The sequence below is a fragment of the Kribbella sp. NPDC026611 genome (assembly GCF_040638345.1).
In the GTDB taxonomy this organism is placed as follows: domain Bacteria; phylum Actinomycetota; class Actinomycetes; order Propionibacteriales; family Kribbellaceae; genus Kribbella.
This window is the reverse complement of the sequence record NZ_JBEZYC010000002.1, coordinates 194,007-212,317: the sequence shown is the minus strand read 5'-3', so window position 1 is coordinate 212,317 and position 18,311 is coordinate 194,007. Positions and strand designations below refer to the sequence as shown.

The following is an 18,311-nucleotide window of genomic DNA, read 5'->3' as shown; positions in this document are numbered from 1 at the left end:
AACGGTCGTTCATCGTCGCGGTCGTCAGTTAATTTCGCCGAACGATCGTGGTCCGCGCTCGATTGCGGGTGGACCCAACGGTTGTGCGCTGAGCAGAGTTGCGGGGATTGAGTGTCTGCATCGTCTTGACTCTTCTTGATTGCCGCCGCAACGATGGAGACTTGCTGTGGATCTCCGGGGGGAGCGGAAGCATGCCGGCATTGGCCACTGAGCTCGGCGGGTCCTTCCGGGCGGGACGGTGACTGCGCTCGGGCTCTATCGGTTGTTGACGCCATACTTCCTGTCTGGGGTCACCTTCCCGGACGAGGCTGACGCCTATCTCTCCCAGCTGGGGGTCGCCGACCTGGCGTCGTCGTACGACGAGAACGCCGTCATCTACACCGGCTCCCTGCAGTTCGGGCCGAACACCCCACGCCGGTTCTCCAGTTCCAGCGGCTCGGCTGGGTTCGCCTGGGACGACGTCGCCATCAGGTTTCGCCTGACCGTGCCGCGCGACGGCGCGGCGCTGATCGAGACCGCGGTGACCTCGGTACCGGCGCTGCTCGGCCCGCTGCAAGGGCTGCTCGACGTGTTCCTGCCGGTCGAGCAGGGGGCCCTGCCCACCGAGTACCCGGGCATCCGGTTCCGGCTGGAGCTGATGCTCGACCAGCTCCACTTCGAGCTGGGTGACACCTGGAAGCCGGGCAAGCTCGACAGCGAGCACCGCATCGTCGCCGACCCGGCGATCACCGACCCGGTACGGATCATCCTGCCCAAGCCGGTGCTGGTCTACGAGATGACCGATGACAGCTTGTTGACGCCCCCGACCTTCACGCTGGCGTCCTGGGGCGGCGGCGGATTCGACGCCCCGAGCACCCTCGAGGCGGGCGAACTGGCCCACATGGAGCCGGCGATCGCCGTACACAACGACGGCAAGGTCGGTTTCGGCCTCGGCTCGGTCGTGATCGACGGCGACCCGGACAACACCCCGCCGGAGATCCTCGAGTTCTTCGGCGTCGACGAGTCGTTCACCGGCATCTACGTTCAGAGTGCCCGGGTGTACGTCAGCGACGTGGCCAAGGGCTACGGGTTCCAGGTCAGCGTCCAGGATCTGCTGGTCAGCTTCGCCGGCGAGGTCAGCTTCGACCTGTCCGCCGACCTGCTCGGGCCTGAGGTCAACCTGTCGGCGAAATTCGTCGTGGCCGATCAGGGCAAGAACGTGGACATCGCCGCGGGCAGCCGGACGAGCGCATCGACGACGAAAGCCACCGTCGTCGAAGGAGGATCGTTCACTGCGACCACCGCGGCGACCGTGCAGGTGGAGGTCACCGGTGGCCTTCCGCCGCACACGGTGAGCGTCACCGCGGACGGCGCCGGCGGGAACCGCTACCAGACCTCGACCGGCCAGGTCACGGTGTCCGACCTGGCGGTCGGCGACCACAGCCTGACTCTCACGGTGAACGACGCGGCGTCGAGCGGTCAGAGCTACACCGAGACGATCACCGTGCATCTCAAAGCCGCCCCGGCCGCGCCCACCCCCACCACTGCGGCCGGTTCGCCGGCCGACCGGGTGCCGAACCCGGGCGACCTGCCGCCCATGGTTCCGAGCGGCAGTGGTGTCGGCACCGCCGCCTCGCACGCGATCGTTGCGGCAGGCAACGCCGGCGGCACCCGCGAGCGGTTCCGGGTCACCGGTCAGGGGCAGGTGACGGTGACGGCCGGCGGCACCGCGGTGACTGTCACCGACGGCCAGTTCGAGATCGACGTACCCGAGAACACCAGCAACCTCGCCATCCAGGCGAGTTGGGCTGCGGTGTCCGCGACCCCGCAGACCTTCGAGCTGAAGTTCACCAAGTCCAAGCCGCGGATCGACGACTGGCCGGCGGTCCTGGACAAGTACGTCAACGACGACCCGACCTTGCCGGACGCCCGCTACCCGACGAGCCGGGCTGCGGGCCAGGCGGCCGGCGGCACCGCGGCGCTGCGCGAGTGGTTGCAGCAGCTCGCGGTGGGCGCCACTCTGCCCTCGGTCACGATCGACGCGTCCGCCAGTTGGGAGAGCGACAACCGGCTGGACCAGGACCAAAGCCTGTCCGAACGACGCCTCGCCGTCGCCACCGCCGCAGTCGGCGCGCTCGCGACCGTCGGCACGACCGACGCGACCGGCTTCTCCGACGCGCAGTCCGCGCATCGCAACGACAATGACGGTGACCGCCACGCGGTGATCACCGCGACGCTCACCCAGCCCGCCGACTCGGCCTCGCTGACCGTGTCGCGCGCGGCCCGCCCGGCGCCCTCGACCACGCCGCCGCCGGCCCGGAACCCGGCCAAGCCGCCGGCCCCGTTGCCAAGCCAGCCGCCGGCCGTGTTCCGCCGGATCGGCATCCGGGTCAAGGTGATTCGCAACGAGCCGGTGCTGCTCGAACTCAGCGGCCGGCTCGACTTCGAGACCGACCTCGAAGCCAAGATGCGCAACCCCGACGGCGCTCCGGCGATCAACGGCAACCTGCAGGCGGAGCAGCAACCGGCTGCCAGCGCCGACACCGCGAACCCGCAGGACGGTGTCACCGACTTCCGCCTGACGATCGTGCACGACCCGGCGGTGCACTCGTGGACCGAGACGCTGGCGATCGGCGCCCACCCGGACGACGTGGACGGGTTGCTGCAGGTCAAGAACCCACACAGCGGGGCGTTGACGGCCGACAACCGGCTCAAGGACGCGCTCGGGTCGGTCATGATCCTCGCGCCGATCATCGGCCTGGCGGTCGGCGCGACCGATCCGAACTCGGCGAGCAGCTACGCGATGCTGGGCGGCACGATCGTCGGCGCGGCAGCGATCGGCGCGAGCGGTCTGGTCCGGACCGAGAAGATCACGCTGTACGGCGGCGAGCTGCGCTTCCGCCAGTTCATCCCGCCCGGTGATCCGGCCGCCTTCAGCGACGCGGGCGTGCTGTTCGACTACGCGGTCGAGTTCGGCGTCGAGATCGACTCGCTGGGCATCAAGACCACCCGCCCGCTGAAGGTTCGCTACCGCGCCATCGGCTTCGACATCAACTTCCAGGGCGGCGGCTACCGGCCCATCTTCGACACGTCCAAGGGCTACGAGCTCGACCTCAGCGACCCGGGCCTGTTCAAGCTGCCGGCGCCGATCGACAACGTCCTGAAGATCTTCGCGGCCCGGGTGGCGAAGGTGAACCCGCTGACCATCGAGCTCGACCTCGGTATGAAGGTGGACCTCGGCGTGGTGCGCATCGACCGGTTCAAGGTCAAGCTCCCGGTCGACCCGCTCGGCGTACCCACGATCCTGCCCAGCGGCATCAGCGTCGACATCTCCTCGGTGATCGTCGGTTCCGGCTTCGTCAACATCATCGAGCCGCCCGCCGCGCCGGCCGGGCAGGAGCAGCCCGGCTTCGGCGGCATCGAGGGCGCGTTCGACGTCAGTCTGGTGCCGATCAAGTTGCGGATTGCGGCCAGCTTCGGCGTACGCCCGGTCAGCGATCCGGCGACCGGCCGGTCGGCGACGGCGGTCTTCCTCGGACTGATCATCGACCTGCCGGCTCCGATCCCGCTCGCCCAGTCCGGCCTCGGGATCTACGGCTTCTCCGGCCTGTTCGCGATGCACTACAAGCGGCTCGAGAGCGATCCGAACCCGAACGACGCGACCGGGCCGGCGATCCTGTGGCTGGTCGCCGCGGGCGGCGAACCGGCGAAGCTGTTCAACAACGGCGTCGAGCTGTGGGGTCCGGAGTTCGACCGGTGGAGCTTCGGCGTCGGCGTCATGCTGGGCACCACCGAGGGCGGGTTCCTGGTCAACCTGCGCGGCATGTTCGTGCTGGAGCTGCCCGGCCCCCGCGTCCTGGTCTTCGTCAAGATCCTGATCGTCGCAGTGATGCCCGACCTGAAGCCGGCGACCGACCTGGTGGTCGGCATCCTCGGGGTGATCGACCTCGACTTCGCCCGCAAGAGCTTCACGATCGGCGTCATCGTCAATCTCGAGATCGAGGAGATCGTCTCGCTGGTGGTGCCGGTCGAGCTGTTCACCAAGCTCGACGACCTGAAGAACTGGCACCTGTACGTCGGTACGTTCGGGGCGCCGGCATCGGCGATGATTCTCGGCATCGTCCGCGGCTTCGGCTACGTGATGATCGCCGGGCACGAGATCACCGGCTGGCCCGGTTACGGCCAGCTCAGGACTCTGCCCGGCATCGCGATGGCGGCCGGCATCGGCGCCTCGATCGTCTTCGGCGACGAGGGCATCGGGCTGTACCTGAAGGTCAGCGCCCGAGCGGACGTCGGGGTGAGCTTCTCGCCGCGGCTGTTCCTCGTCGGGCGGATCCAGATCGACGGCGAGTTGCGGCTGTTCATCATCTCGGTCGGTGCCCACGGCAGGCTCGAGGTCGAGGCGCCGGATCCCACCCACGTCAAGGGCGAGATCTGCGGCCACGTCGACTTTTTCTTCTTCTCGGTGGAGGGCTGCGTCTCGGTCGAGATCGGCCCGCCGCCGGCGCCTCCGCCGCCGCCCGCGATCGTGCGGAACGTGTGGTTGCAGAGCCATGCGCCGGTCATCACGGCCGGGCAGGGTGGCGACCGCCCGATCGACGCCAGCCTGGGCGACGCCCTGCCGGCCGGCGGGACCGGCACCCCACCGGTGGTGCCGATCGACTCGGTGCCGGTGATCCAGTTCCTCACCGCGCCCACGGTGGATTCGAGCCTGACGACATTCACCAAGCCGCTGGACGCGCCGCCGAACCTGCCGCCGAACGGGTGGGTGGTGCTGGGCGGCGATCGCAAGGTCAGTTACGAGCTGACCGAGATCTCGCTGACCGGGACGGCGCCAGGCCCGGGTACGCCGGAGGCGGTGTGGCGGCCGGACCCGGCGACCTCGTCGGCGAGCGGCACCGCGGCCGTCGACCTGGCCTTGATGTCCAACGTGCCGCTGATGGGCGCGCGGGCCCTGGAACGCTCGACCGATCTGACCGCCATCGTCGACGCGACCTGGGGCTCGGTGTGCGACCCGGTCGCGCCGCCGGCCGCTGTGCTCTGGACCTTCTGCAAGCAGCCGCTCGGCCCGTCCGGCTCGGGGTGGGAACTGCACGGCGACGCCTGGCCGGACCCGCCCGGAACCGTGCGGCAGACCCCGGTCGACGTCGACCTCGAGGTCGACGAACCGCAGCGCGGCCCGGTCGAGGCCCAGTTGGAGGCGCTGTTCGGACACACCCAGGCCGGAGGTTCGCAGCCGGCCCGCGTCATCGGCCCTCGCTACCCGGTCCTGCAGAACTGCGACCCCGGCGATCCCGGCCCGGACGATCCGGGGGATCCGGAAGGCGACCCGAAGCAGACATGCGTCTTCCTCGTGAAGGTGCTCCAGGACGGCGACCCCAATCCGTCGAACGTCGGTACGGCGTTCCGCGTCACCGTGCTGGACTTCAACAACATGCCGTACCCAGCGGTGCGGATCGGCGGCACCGGCGCCCGGCGCGGTCTGGACGTCGGTTTCCGCACCGAACTGTCGTTCGCGGTGCCGCTGCGGTCGGTGAGCCTGACGCTGGTGACGATGGCGCATGGCGCGAAGGTTGCGGCCTTCGACCGGACGGGTGCGATCGTTGACCGGGCCGCGATGACCGGGGCGCAGAACGTAGCGGAGATCCTCCAGCTGACCGGCCCCGGCATCGTCCGCCTGGTGATCGACTCGCCGTCCGACGAGACCTTGCTGGTTCGGGTGTGCGTTGCGCCGGTCGACCGGTTGCGCGGCGACCTGCTCGGCCGGCTGGGCGGGCTCGCGATCGACCCATCCGTCGCGCAGCCCAAGCTCGACGCGGTGGCCCTGCGTGGCTCCGCACCGGCCCTGTCCGCGGCGAACCGGGGCAATTGCAAGAGCACCGACTGCATGCGCGCCCTGGCGTTGCCGGACCTGGTCGACGCGGTCGGCAAGGGCGAACTGCCGTTCGACCCGGACCTGCAGTCGATCGCCAAGTCCCGGACGGACCAACGGTGGATCGACCTGCTGACCGGGCCGGCGCAGTACGCGACGCTCTACCTCGTCGTCGACCGCGACCTGCTGGCCAAGGACGAGGTGGTGGTCGAGCAACTCGACGGGTCGATGACCACGACCGCCACGGACCCGCTGAATGCGTTGTCGCCCACCGTGATCGTGCCCCCGATCGGTGGCCTCCCGTCCACCTGGATCGACCCGAACGGCCCGTGGTGGCACGAGGTCGCCCCGGTCGCGACGTACCTCAACGAACCCGAGTTCGGGAACCAGGTCCACCTGACCGTCACCGTGAAACCGGACCCGGCCACCCAGCGCCTGCGGATCCGGATCGTGCCAGGAGCGAAGCCCCGCTCACATCCGGCGGTCGTGCTCGGAGTGGCCGAGGTGCTCACCCTCGCTGAAGTCGGGCGGTCCGACACCGAGACCCAGAGCCGCAGCGGCACCATCGACACCCTGACCGGGTTCCTCGACGGCACCTCGCTGGTTCCGCTGCTGGCGCCCGGCACGAACTACACCCTGGCGGTGAAGTACACGCCGAAGTCCGAGGACAAGCGGCCGGACGGATCGACGACGACCACCACGTGGCCGGTCGTGACCGAGTCGTTCCGGTTCACGACCGATGATGCACCGCCTGACCGGCTCGGCGCCTATGTGCTGGCGACGAACCCGGGGCAGGAAGAGGAATTCGTCTTCGCCGACGAGGTGGTGAAGATCGTCTTCAACGACCTGCAGGCGGTCCAGCTGTACAAGTCGTACGGTCGTGACCTGACCATCGTCCTGCGCGGCGCGGACGGCATCGCGATCCCACAGCATCAGGTCGGCGGCCTCGACGAGGTGCCCGTGACGTTCACCTCGCCGCTGTACGACGCGGTCGACCAGCTGGTCAAGAGCGGCCGGGCCGGCTGCATCGGCGGCAGCTACCACACCGAGGGACACGGCAGCTATACGGTGCCGGTCTCGCTGCGGCCCTCGATGGCGTACACGCTGGACATCGAGGCGCAGCCGGTGCCTGCCCCGCCGGCCGGCAAGGCGGTCGTGCCGTTGTTCCGCCGGCACTTCAAGACCGGACGGTTCACCTCACTGCCGGCCTTGGTCGACGAGCTCAAGGCCCGCGATCTGCTGCACAAGGCACTGACCGGGTCGATCGTCGGGCTGGCCGCCGGCGAGGCCACCGACATCGCGATCGAAGCGGCGCTGGAAGCCGCCGGGCTGTCCCCGCTCGGGCCGCCCGACCGCGGCAGTCGGGTCGTGCTGTGGCGGCCGCTCGCCGGCCGATTCGTGCCGCACGCGATCCTGCTCGACGCCGACGAGCCACTGTGGCGTTTCCGCGACGCCCCGATGCAGGAGACCGTGCCGGGGCAGCCCGATTCGGCCTACCAGCGGATCGTTCCCGGCCGGGAACCCTCCCTGCGGCTGACGGCGACCGGACCGGTGTCGGGCTTCGTCCGGTCACCATCGGGCACCCGGACCCTGGTGTTGCTCAACGACGCGGCGTGGCCTGTGAACGGAGCCACCGTGACGATCACCGCCGATCGTCCGTCCAGCACCTTGTACGCCTTCGCCGGCGAGACGGTAGTCGTCACGACCCTGCCGCTCGCGGGTCACGCACCGTGGGAGGAAGACGATGCCTAGGGTCGTGATCCCCGAGTACGGGGTGCTGCGGTTGGCGACGCTGTCGGTACCGTCGCGGGACGAGGTCATGTTCTCGCTGCGATGGGCGCTGAACCCGGTGATCGGCTTTCCCCGAGCACCGTTCCAGGTCTGGCGCCGCCAGCGCAAGGAGGAGCCCACGACGCCGGTGGCCGGCGCCCAGCTACGTACCGCGCCGGCGACCGTCCCGCTGTCGGTACCGGTGATCGAGATCCGGTTCCACGCCGACCCGCAGGGCGGCTCGCTCCTGGTCGAGGGGCTCGGCGCCAACGGCAACGTCCTTCCCGGCCAACGGCTCCTCTTTACCGCCGCGAGGGACGGCCGCTTGCGGTACCCCGGGATCACCGCACTCCGGCTCACCGGGCACGGCGCGATCAGTGCGATCGGCGCGCTCGGGGCGGGGGAGTACGCGAACCAGCCGGACTGGCAACTGTTCGAGGTGGTCGGATTCCCTTATCGCAAGGGCGAGATCGCGGCCCCGGACTACGATCCCGTGCCGCAGGGCCGCGCGAACCCGACCCCGAGCCTCAACGGGGTCGACGCGGCGTTGACCCGGCTCCAGACCGGCCAGCTGATGCAGCAGCAACCGCCGCCCCCGGGCGCCGGGCTCGCTCAGCCGACCTGGAACTTCCCGGACCCGAAGATCTTCCTCGAGGTCCTGCGCAAGATTCCGCTGGTGGACGTCACCCAGTGCCTGCGGAACAGCGACGACGCGGATCCGGCCAAGCTGCAGATCCTGCAGCTGTCCGGCGGCACCTTCGACGGCATCTCGCAGCCCGGCGTGTCCCAGCCCGATCCGACCAAGCCGGCCGCGCTCACGCTGCCGACCACGAAGTACATCGGGATGGCCGTCATGGACAGCCCGGTCGCGGTCGGGCTGGGATTCGGCACCTACGACACGGCGAACGCCCATGCGTGGCCGCTGAAGGACACCGTGCCGCCGGACGTGCTGATCGCATCCTGGGACTACATGGTCACTACGACGATCACCCTGGCCTTCGGCTACCAGCTCGAACTGGCGGCCATCGGGTTCCTCGAGGCCTCGCCCGGCGCGCTTCAGGACGTCCGGGCGACCCAGACCTTCGCGAACCGTCCGATTACCCGGGATCAGGTCGGTTCGGCCGCTGTCATGCTCGACTGGGCGCCGGCCCGGCATCCAGTCGGCGCCGGCATCCTCACCCATCGCGGTGGTACGGACGCGATCGTCAACGTGCCCCGGCCACACAACGCGGGCGGGTTCCAGCCGTACCTGATGCCGTACGCCATCGCGCCGAACGGCCAGCCCGACGCGAGCGTGCGGCCGGGCGTGACGATGCCGGAGGAACCCGCGCCGCTCGCCGGCACGTCGACCACGACATACGCAGTCGGGCCGATCGATGTGCATGGGCGATGGGGTCCGTGGACGCTGACCAACCACTCGCTGGTCGCCGACCCGGTGCAGAAACCCGGACTGGCCGGGGTCTCGATCGGCTACCCCGATCCGCTACCGGCCACTGGGCCGGTGGTCCAGAACGCGACGCTGACCGTCGAGGTGACGTGGGACTGGGCGGACCGCTCGCCGGACCGGATCGAGGTGACCGGCGTCTTCTGCCCGCTCGGACCACCACCGGTGAGTGTGAGCGGGTTCCAGACCGGCAACACCGGCGCGGTCGGATCGTACGTGGTCACGATCGGCTTCTCGGCTTCGGGCACGCCCTCGATCCGGGTGCCGTCGGCGCCGGCCGACGCGGTGACGGTGGCCCAGGCGGCGTCTGTGGTGGAGATCTCCGACCCGAACTCGCCTGCCGGATCGGGCGCGCCTCCGGCATCGACCACCGGCAGCCAGGTTCGCCGCTACCGGCTCACCGTGCCGATCATGCAGCTGTCCTACGCGTCGTCGGCTCAGCTCGCGTACGCCGTTTCCGTTCGGGCGGCCGAGGCGGTCCGTCCGGGCGAACTGAGCGCCCCGGTCGATCCCCGCGCGACCACCGTGTCGAACCCGTTCCCCGCACCGCCGCCGGCGATTCCCGCCGTCGAGGTGTTGTGGACCGCGCAGCCGGACGCCAGCGGCCGCGCGCGGACGGTACTGAGCTGGCCGGCGGTCGCGGGGGCGTCGGGCTACATCGTGTGGGAGGCGACCGAGGCCGCGCTGTATCAGGCAGTCGACAACAGTGCGCCGCCGGTCGGGCAGCCCATCCGGTCGCGTGCGATCGACCTGAAGAGCAAGGTGACGAGCAATCAGGCCAAGAGCCTGGCCAGCTTCACCCGCCTCAACGAGCGTCCGATCACGGAGACATCGATGGAGATCACGCTCCCCGGCAGCGCCGACACGCTGTACGTGTACCGGCTGTCCTCGATCACCGCGCAGAACGTGGAGTCCGCCCGGTCCGGCGACATCGTGCTGGTCGGCGTACCGAGGATCGAGCGGCCGGGAACGCCGAGTCTGGACGGTGAGTACGACGCGGCCCGCTCCGGTGTCGTGCTCACGGTGGTTCCGGGAAGCGGGTTGGCGCCGGACGTGCTGGCCGTGCATCGGGTGCGCAAGTCGCTGCTGGCGCAGACGGTGGACACGATGGGGCCCGCCGTACCGGCGCTGAGTTCGCCGCTGTCGGCGCTCACCGCGGTGCCGGTCGCGTCGCTGTCGGGGCCGGTCCGCACTGGCTACCGGTTCGTCGACACCTCGGTCACGGCCAGTTGGTTCCCGTACTTCTACCGCGCCGTCGCTCGCGGTCGTGACTTGCCTGGCGACGGCATCCGGTCGGGCACGTCGGCGGCCTCGGCGGTCGCAGTCGTGCTGGTGCCGCCGGCCGTGCCGCCGTACCTGACGGCACTCACCGTGACCCGCTCGGGAACGGCCACCCTCATCGCGTTCTCGACCGATCTGCCCACCAGTCCGACCCCGGTAGGCAACGGCCGCCTCGAGATCAGCGCGCTCGGCACGGACGGCGTCCGGACCGTGCTCGCGACCTTCGACCCCACGGATGTGCGTCCGGCCGCCGCGTTGACGATGCCGGTCACCACGTTGACCAAGCCTGACGCGACCCGCCGGGCACCGGTCAACGGCGTGTTCGACGTGACCGTCCTGGTGCCGGCGACCGCCGCTTCGATCGCCGTGACGGCGACCGATCCACTCGATCGTTCGACCGCGGTCGAAGGGAGCTGACCGATGGCGCTCGCGGACACGTTGCAGACGACCGGGGTCTCGCTGTTCGGCGGCACCATGCCGGTGCTCGCGAAGTCGTGGACCTCCTCGACGCCGACCGTCGCCTCGGACGGTCTGACGCTCACCCTTTCGGCCGGCACTTGGACAGCGCCGTGCCACGGCTTCGTCCGTCCGGCCGATCAGGTGGCCCAACTCGCCGGCGTCTTCCTGCGGGACGCCACCGGCGCGGCAATCTCGAGCTCGGCGAGCGTCGTCTCGTTGCACCCCCAGCAGTACCTGCGCCTGGCCCGGCTGTACGCGACCGCGCTCGAAGACGCCACCGGAGCTCGGCCCGGACGGGCGCTCGGCCAGCCGGCCCGTCCTGTTCCGGCCCACATCGTGCTGGCCGCCGGCGGACTGACCGACGGGGCGGTTGACGCCGGCGACACGTTGGTCGGCGGGGCGATGTCATTCCACGACGCCACCGGGCAGCCGATCGACGCGGTCGCGGTCGCCTCGGCGTTCCTCGCGTTCATGAAGGCGCAGCAGCCGCTGCAACTGCGCGCGACCTCCGACCCGTTCGACAACAACCCGCCATTGGCGGGGATGATCACCGGATTGGCCCCGACCGCGGGGGTGCTGGTGCGGCTGATCGACGGAGCCGGCGCGCCTGCGTCCGCGACCAATCTGACCGGCCTCACAGTCGTGTCGGCCGGACTCTTCTCGATCACCGACCTGACCGCGACGATCGCCAAGACGGCGGTCTCGGCGAGTTTCCCGGACGACGTGCGGAAGGCCCTGCTCATCGGGCCGGCGACGACCGGGCGGCTCGGCGACACCGTCACCTTCCCGGCGCTGCCGTCCGGCGTGAGCCTGCAACGAGACTTCTTCACCGTACGGGTCGTGGAGCTTCGGAAGTACCTGCTCGGCGTCCCGGCCGCGACCTGGGACGGGACGAAGATCGAGCCGCGCCCGTCCGTCCGCCGCGACGAGCTGGTGACGATGCTGCCCGACGGGAACGACGTACTCGGTGCCTCGACGGTCGCCCTCACGGGCGCGACGGTCGAATCGCTGGCGGTCGCCCAGCGCATCGACGGATCGTTCCCCGCGCCGGCGGCCGTGGGTGCCGCGGCGCATTGGCCGGCCTTTCCAGCACTGGGTGGGGTGGCCGCGGCGCCGGCCGGCTCGATTCCGGTCGGCGCGAGGAGTTCGATCACGGCGGCGGCTGCGTTCGTGACCAGCACCGGGGTTACGCCGTCGCCGGATGTGGTGCTCAGCCTGGGCGGGCTGCCGGCCGGCGCGACGGTACGAGCGTTCAGCCGGCTGTTCAGCGACGACGCGGTGGAAGCGCGGGGGGACGGCGGCGGCGCTGTGACCGACGGATCGGGCGCGGCGACGGTGCTGCTCGCCGACCCGCTCGGCCTGGTGAGGTACGGGCAGGCGCCGCCCACGACGTTGCCGGCCGATCCCGTCCTGCACGTCGATCTGGTGGTCGTGAAACGGACGGGGGAGACGCGCATCTTCGGCGATGTGTCGGCGCCGATCACCGGGACCGCAGCCGCACCGACCCGCGTCACGAACCTGTTCGGGACCGCCGTACGACGGTCCATCTGCAACGCCGGGATTCTCGCATCGGGCGAGCCGCGGACGGCGCCCTCGCCGACCGCGGGCGGCCCCGCCGCCGCGCTGGCGCTGGTCAGCGAGGGAACGCCGCGGGACGCGCCGCGACTGCCCGGCATGGCGCGCCGGGACCTCATCGTCGCGGGTCTGGCCGGCACGACCTGGACGGCGGTGATCAGTGGCGGACGGCTGACGCCGGAGCTGCACAACGCCCTCCCACGGCTCGGCGGTCCCGGCGGACTGGGCGGTCGCGAGACCCAGACGGTCGGGGTGTCCACCACCGGCGGCCGGCTGGCCTTCGACCTGGCCCGGGCGGCCTTTCGCCGGACCACGAACCTCGTCGACCGGCTCGGCGCGCTGACCGGCGTGGCCTGGAACGAGCCGGCCGCAGCGGCGTCCGGCCAGTTCGCCGGGGCGGTGCTGCAGACCGTCGCCGCTTCGTGCGAGTCACCGGAACTGGCGCTGTTGCGCATCGCCGACATCGTTGATCCGGCCGATCCGAACCTGCCGCGGACGTTCGACGCGCTCGTCGACAAGGTCAAGGACTGGCTGACCCAGCTGCTCAACGGCGCCGGGTTGCCATCGGAAGTGGCGACCCGCGCCAACTCGCTGATCACCAAGCTCGACGACCTCAAGGACAACGCCCCGGCCGACGAGTCGGTCAAGGAGCGAATCTTCAACGAGCTCCTGCGGGAGGTCGCGGCCGGCGGCTGGGGCCGGCGGGACGCGCAATGGGCGCTCGCCGAGGCGTTCGGGCGGGCCGAACGGTTCGTCTACATCGAGACACCCGGGGTGGGGCCGACCGCCGCAGCGGCGACCACCGATCCGTTCGCCCGCGACCTGTTCGAGGTGCTGACCGCCCGGATGAACGCCAACCCCGCCCTGCACGTAGTGATCTGCACGCCGCAGCAGCCGGACTACCCGTTCGGCTTCAATCCGTACCACGACTTCGAGCTGGCCAACCGGCGGAAGGTGGTCCTGGCGCTGCCGACCGCCAACGACCCCGATCCGGTGGGCAACCGGGTGCTGGCATTCCACCCGATGGGCTTCCCCGGCCGGACCAGCCGGCTCGAGTCCACCGTCGTCATCGTCGACGACGTGTGGGCGATGGTCGGATCGAGCACGCTCCGGAGGCGTGGCTTGAGCTTCGACGGTGGCAGTGATCTGGTGTTCACCGACCAGGAGCTGGTGGAGGGTCGCTCGAAGGTGATCGCCGATCTGCGCCGCAGCCTGCAGGCGAGCCGCCTGGGCATCGTCGTGCCGCCCGCCACCGGTTCGGGGGTGCCCGCGCTGCCGTCTTCGTCCTTCGTCCGGCTGGGCGACGGGGTCGGCGCCTTCCACCAGATCCGCGAAATGCTGCGCGGCGGCGGACTCGGCAAGGTCACCGCCCTGACACCACCGGATCCGGTCGGTCGCCCACCCACCTCACCGCTACCCGACGCCAACGTCGCCAACCCCGACAGCGAAACGTACGACCTCGCGCAAACCCTCGTGACACTAGCCTTCGCATCGGGCGCGGCCCTCTAGTACTTGCACCCGGTCGGTCGCCCGGCGTCGCGACCTGAAATGCGAATGCGCGCGCCCATTCAGTCAACTTCTCGCAGTCGAAGTCTCTGCGGACGAGGCAGTCACATCCTGCTCAAACGCCGGTCGGCAGAAGCTCCACTCACGGAACTAACGCGGGGTTCTCGAGGACCAGCAACCGGCGCCGACGCGCTCGCCTTGGTTGCGGCCGACACCATGCGGAGGGCGACACCCGTACTTCCAACAACCCACCGGCTATCGGCTTGCCCAGAGCGCCGGGAGGATCGGGCGTACGCAATGGCGGCGCGCATGCTCGACGAAGCCACCACCAGCGACAAGCTGACCTCAGCCGCCGGCCGGATCGGACTGTCCAGCAACGAAGCCGAACGCACCATCACCGCAGGAATGACCGCAGTCGCCCACGCTTTCGACACTGACTCCCTGTCGTGCTGGATGGAGGCATGCTCAGTGCGGCTCCGGCTTCGATCGTCCAGCACATCGGCTCCGCCATTCGGTCCGCCACCGTGCGTGGCTTCCAGTGGTGTCAAGGCCCCGCTGCCCCTATCCGTGGGAGCAGGCAGTGGCCGATCGTCGCATGGTGCTGGGGCAACTTAGAAATCCTGCGCCCATTGTTGCTCTGGCTTGCCATTGCATGGCCATTGAATGACGGCCGCCCCTCGGGCCTTGCTCCCGCCGCTGACTGCTAGGCACTGGCGAGATTTGTAATTCACGATAGTATCGAAGACGTCAATGCTGATCCCCTGGTGGTTCCATAGTTGCTCGTTGCCCGAGCCGCATGTCCAAGTGATCACCTGGACCCCACTTGTCTCGCTCCCGTTGGGGACGGCCAGGCAGAGGAGCTCCCTCTGGGCGGGGTAGTGGATCTGTTCCCATTCGTCACCGGCCCAATCGAATTGCCGAGACCCCGTGGGGTCAAGGACGCCGCACGGCCATTGGATTAGTTTCGCGCCGCGCACTGTGCTGCCGTTGGGGACCGCTAGGCACATTCCGCTGTTCTTGTTCTTGAGTTCGTAAGCATCGGCAGATTGAGTAGCCGGTCGGAGGGGTTTCAGGGCTGTCGCCGGCCCGGCGCCGTAATTCAGTGCGAGTAAAAGGCAAGCAACTACTCCGAGGATTCGTTTCACGCCCAGCTCTCCGATTCATTTCGTAGGCCATATTGAACAAAGCGCCGTTCACGTGCGCTCCCGGTGGCCTCTTTGTCTCGGTCAGTATCCCGCTGGTTGGTGCCGCGTCAACGAGCGAAAGCGCACATTGCACGTTGTTGCAATCTCGATCTGTGGCGCTCCCACGCGCTGGGCGAGGTCAGTAGTCGAAGCTGGCGAGCCGTTGCTGCTGGGCGTCCAGTCGTCGTTGCGCGAGGGCTGCGGCGCGGGTGGCCCCTTGTCGGGTCACAGCGTCGTTGGTAGACGGCGGCAGCGCTTGTTGCTTCGATCGGTCGCCGACTCGGCCGGGCACGGATATCGCACGCTCGACCTCTGCCCGAATCGTTTGGTGCCGATTAGTGTCGGTATTCGGAGGGCTGGGGCGGAAGGCGCACCTCGAGGTGAGGAGGACTGCGGATGAACCAGGGGTTGTTGCACTCGTTGACCGACGTCGAGCGACTGTTGGTCGCGGAGACCGAACGCGATGCGTTGAAGCAGTTGAACGAGGATGAACTGCTGGAGTTGCACCAGCGCGTCCGGCGGATGCGCACGAAGTACGTGAAGAACTACCGTCGCGGCGCGGGAGCGGCGGTTGCTGAGGTGGGTGGCAGGGGACTGTCGTACGCGCGGAACCAGCGCAATCGCGACAAGGCCGAGCTGTTCGAGTCGGTCCTGGCCCGCGTGAGCCGGGCAGTCGCCGCTGCAGCGAAAAGCGCAACGTTGGAGCTTCGCGCTGAGCGGATCGCGGCGGCGCGTTCGGCCCGCTCCACCGCTGCGGAGGCCGCACCCAAGACCCGCGTCAGGAAGTCCGAGCCGGCCACCGGTGCAGTCCCGCGCGCGGTCAAGACAACCGGAGGGCTGAAGAAGGATGCGTCGACGCGTGCCTTGGGCGCTCGGCGTCAGGCGGCGCGCGACTCCCGCTGACGCCATCGCCTCGCCCGATTCGGGTGATCCCAGGCGGTCGAGGTCGGGCTCTGCGGATGGAGGAGATGCGAAGGTGCTCGGCGCGGACGGTACGACGCGGCGTACGCGGCGCTCGTACAGGTCTCGGCACGGCGTCGGCTGAGCGCCATCGTCCGATTCGGGTGAGCTGCGACGGTCGGCGCCGACCTAAAGTCGAGGTGCCTAGACCAAGAGGGCCTCGGTAGGTAGCCGAGTGCCCGGGTCAGCTGCGAACGGAGGCCGACCGTGACCACGCCTCAGGCAGTGCCGATCGTCTTCCGTCAGGTCAGAGTTCTGGATGTGCGTGCCGGCCGTCTCGGAGACCCGGTCGACGTTGTGGTCCGCGACGGGACGATCGACACGATCTCGCCGACCGCCGAGATCCCCGCCGGGGCGCAGGTCGTGCCCGGCGAAGGGCGGACCCTGATGCCTGGGTTGATCGACGCGCACTGGCATTCGATCTTGGCCGCCGTACCGTTGGCCACGGCGCTGATGGGCGATCCTGCCTTCCTGCACATCGCGGCCGCGGTCGAAGCCCGGGCGACGCTGCTCCGCGGGTTCACCACCGTCCGCGATGCCGGCGGGCCTGCGTTCGCGCTGAAGCAGGCCATCGACGCCGGCCTGGTCCAGGGTCCGCGGGTCTTCCCGTCGGGAGCGATGATTTCGCAGACCGGCGGCCATGGAGACTTCCGCATGCGGCATGAAGTACCGCGGGGCCGGCTGGGGCACCTCAGCCATGGCGAGTTGGTCGGAGCCGTCCGGATCGCCGACGGTGAGAGCGCGGTCTTCGAAGCCGCCCGGGAGCAACTCATGCTGGGTGCCTCGCAGCTCAAACTCATGGCGGGCGGTGGCGTCGCCTCGTCGTACGACCCGCTGGATGTCACGCAGTACACCGAGGCCGAGCTCCGTGCCGCGGTCGAGGCCGCGGAGAACTGGGGCACCTACGTGATGGTGCACGCCTACACGCCCCGGGCGGTCCAGCAGGCCATCCGGGCGGGCGTCAAATGCGTCGAGCACGGCCAACTGCTCGACGACGAGACCGCCGAACTGATGGCGGACAACGGCGTGTGGTGGTCGATGCAGCCGTTCCTGGACGACGAAGATGCCCCTCCGGTTCCGGCTGGAAGGGAAGACAAGTTCCAGCAGGTGGTGACGGGCACCGAACGGGCGTTCGAGCTGGCCAGGAAATACGAGGTCCGGCTGGCGTGGGGGACCGACACCTTGTTCGACCCCGGCCTCGCAGCCAAGCAAGGTAAGCAGCTCGCGAAGATGGCTCGCTGGTTCACTCCGGCCGAAGTACTCACCATGGCGACGGTCACCAACGCTGAACTCTTGGCCTTGTCCGGTCCGCGCAACCCCTATCCGGGATCACTCGGCGTCGTGGAAGAAGGCGCGCTGGCCGACCTCCTCCTCGTCAACGGCAACCCCCTGGATGACATCCAGCTGTTAGCCGACCCCGAGGCCTCGCTGGCGGTCATCGTGAAGCAGGGGCACATCGTCAAGAACGAACGGCCGGGGGACTGAGCCGTGGCCCGCGAGACACAACGTGGTCTCCTCGGCGCCGGGTGGAAGGTGTTGACAGCCCGCGGAATCATCGGCGTGATCTTCGGCGTCGTGGCGATCGTCTGGCCCGCCTCGACGGCCTTGGCGCTGACCATCCTTTGGGGTTTCTGGGCCTTGGCCGAAGGACTCGGAATATCCGTCGAGGCCGCACGCAGTGAACTGTTCAGCCCAGCCGGCCGGCTCGGCCTGACGCTTCTGGGACTGCTCGGCATCATCGCGGCCTTCTTCGCCATCTTCAGCCCGCACGTCACGGCCAAGACAGTCACCTGGATCCTCGGTATCTGGCTCATCGTGCGCGGCGTCCTCGAGATGACGGCCGTCTTCGGCAGCCGCCTGCGAACATCCCGCTGGATGCTGGTGCCCGGCGCGGCTCTCTCGGTCCTGCTCGGCCTCTTCTTCGTCCTGAATCCGGGCCGCGCAGCGGTGGGAATCGCCGTCCTGCTCGGCACCATCGCCCTCGCCTGGGGCCTCGTCTACCTCGCCGCCGGCCAAATGGCCCGACGCGAACTCGCAGCACGCACCACGGGCGGCGTACCAAACCCTCAACCTGAAAAATGAGCTTCGTCTGCGCCGTGTACTATCACGCTCATGTACTAGGCGTAGTAGTAACTATGAGCGGATGGGCGCGTTGAGGAAGTTGGTTGCATGGGCCGTGCTGATGATGGGCGTCGCCGGTGCCGTTGCCAGTTGTGGCGACTCGACGGACTCGCGCGCTGAGCCGACGGCTACGGAGGCTACGAAGGGCGCCGATCACAAT

7 protein-coding genes are annotated in these 18,311 nt (G+C 69.4%); 6 read left to right on the top strand and 1 reads right to left on the bottom strand.

The features are described 5' to 3' along the window. Window positions 1-238 precede the first annotated feature (238 nt). From AB0E69_RS07155 to AB0E69_RS07145, 3 genes are read left to right on the top strand one after another with little or no spacing between them, the layout of a single operon-like run. Window positions 239-7,603, top strand: a complete 7,365-nt coding sequence (locus AB0E69_RS07155) for a hypothetical protein (protein WP_360140999.1) — start codon at window positions 239-241, stop codon at window positions 7,601-7,603. Continuing rightward, window positions 7,596-10,763 (top strand): hypothetical protein, encoded by a 3,168-nt coding sequence (locus AB0E69_RS07150; protein WP_360140997.1) that lies wholly within the window; start codon window positions 7,596-7,598, stop codon window positions 10,761-10,763. The genes AB0E69_RS07155 and AB0E69_RS07150 overlap by 8 nt, the downstream gene beginning before the upstream one ends. Window positions 10,764-10,766: 3 nt before the next feature. Then, window positions 10,767-13,889, top strand: coding sequence for a hypothetical protein (locus AB0E69_RS07145; protein ID WP_360140994.1), 3,123 nt, complete (start codon window positions 10,767-10,769; stop codon window positions 13,887-13,889). A 608-nt stretch (window positions 13,890-14,497) separates the two neighbouring features. Here the strand turns inward: AB0E69_RS07145 and AB0E69_RS07140 are convergent. Further along, on the bottom strand, window positions 14,498-15,031 hold the full coding sequence (locus AB0E69_RS07140) for an RICIN domain-containing protein (RefSeq protein WP_360140991.1): 534 nt from the start codon (window positions 15,029-15,031) through the stop codon (window positions 14,498-14,500). Between the two features lie 459 nt (window positions 15,032-15,490). Between AB0E69_RS07140 and AB0E69_RS07135 the strand changes: the two genes are divergently transcribed. From AB0E69_RS07135 to AB0E69_RS07125, 3 genes are all read left to right on the top strand, one after another. After that, on the top strand, window positions 15,491-15,973 hold the full coding sequence (locus AB0E69_RS07135; RefSeq protein WP_360140988.1) for a hypothetical protein: 483 nt from the start codon (window positions 15,491-15,493) through the stop codon (window positions 15,971-15,973). Between the two features lie 264 nt (window positions 15,974-16,237). Next, complete coding sequence (locus tag AB0E69_RS07130; RefSeq protein WP_360140985.1) at window positions 16,238-17,515, top strand: amidohydrolase family protein; 1,278 nt, start codon at window positions 16,238-16,240, stop codon at window positions 17,513-17,515. Window positions 17,516-17,518: 3 nt separating this feature from the next. Continuing rightward, window positions 17,519-18,112 carry a DUF308 domain-containing protein gene (locus AB0E69_RS07125; protein ID WP_360140982.1) on the top strand — a complete coding sequence of 198 codons (594 nt, stop codon included), beginning with the start codon at window positions 17,519-17,521 and terminating at the stop codon, window positions 18,110-18,112. The last annotated feature ends 199 nt before the right edge of the window (window positions 18,113-18,311 follow it).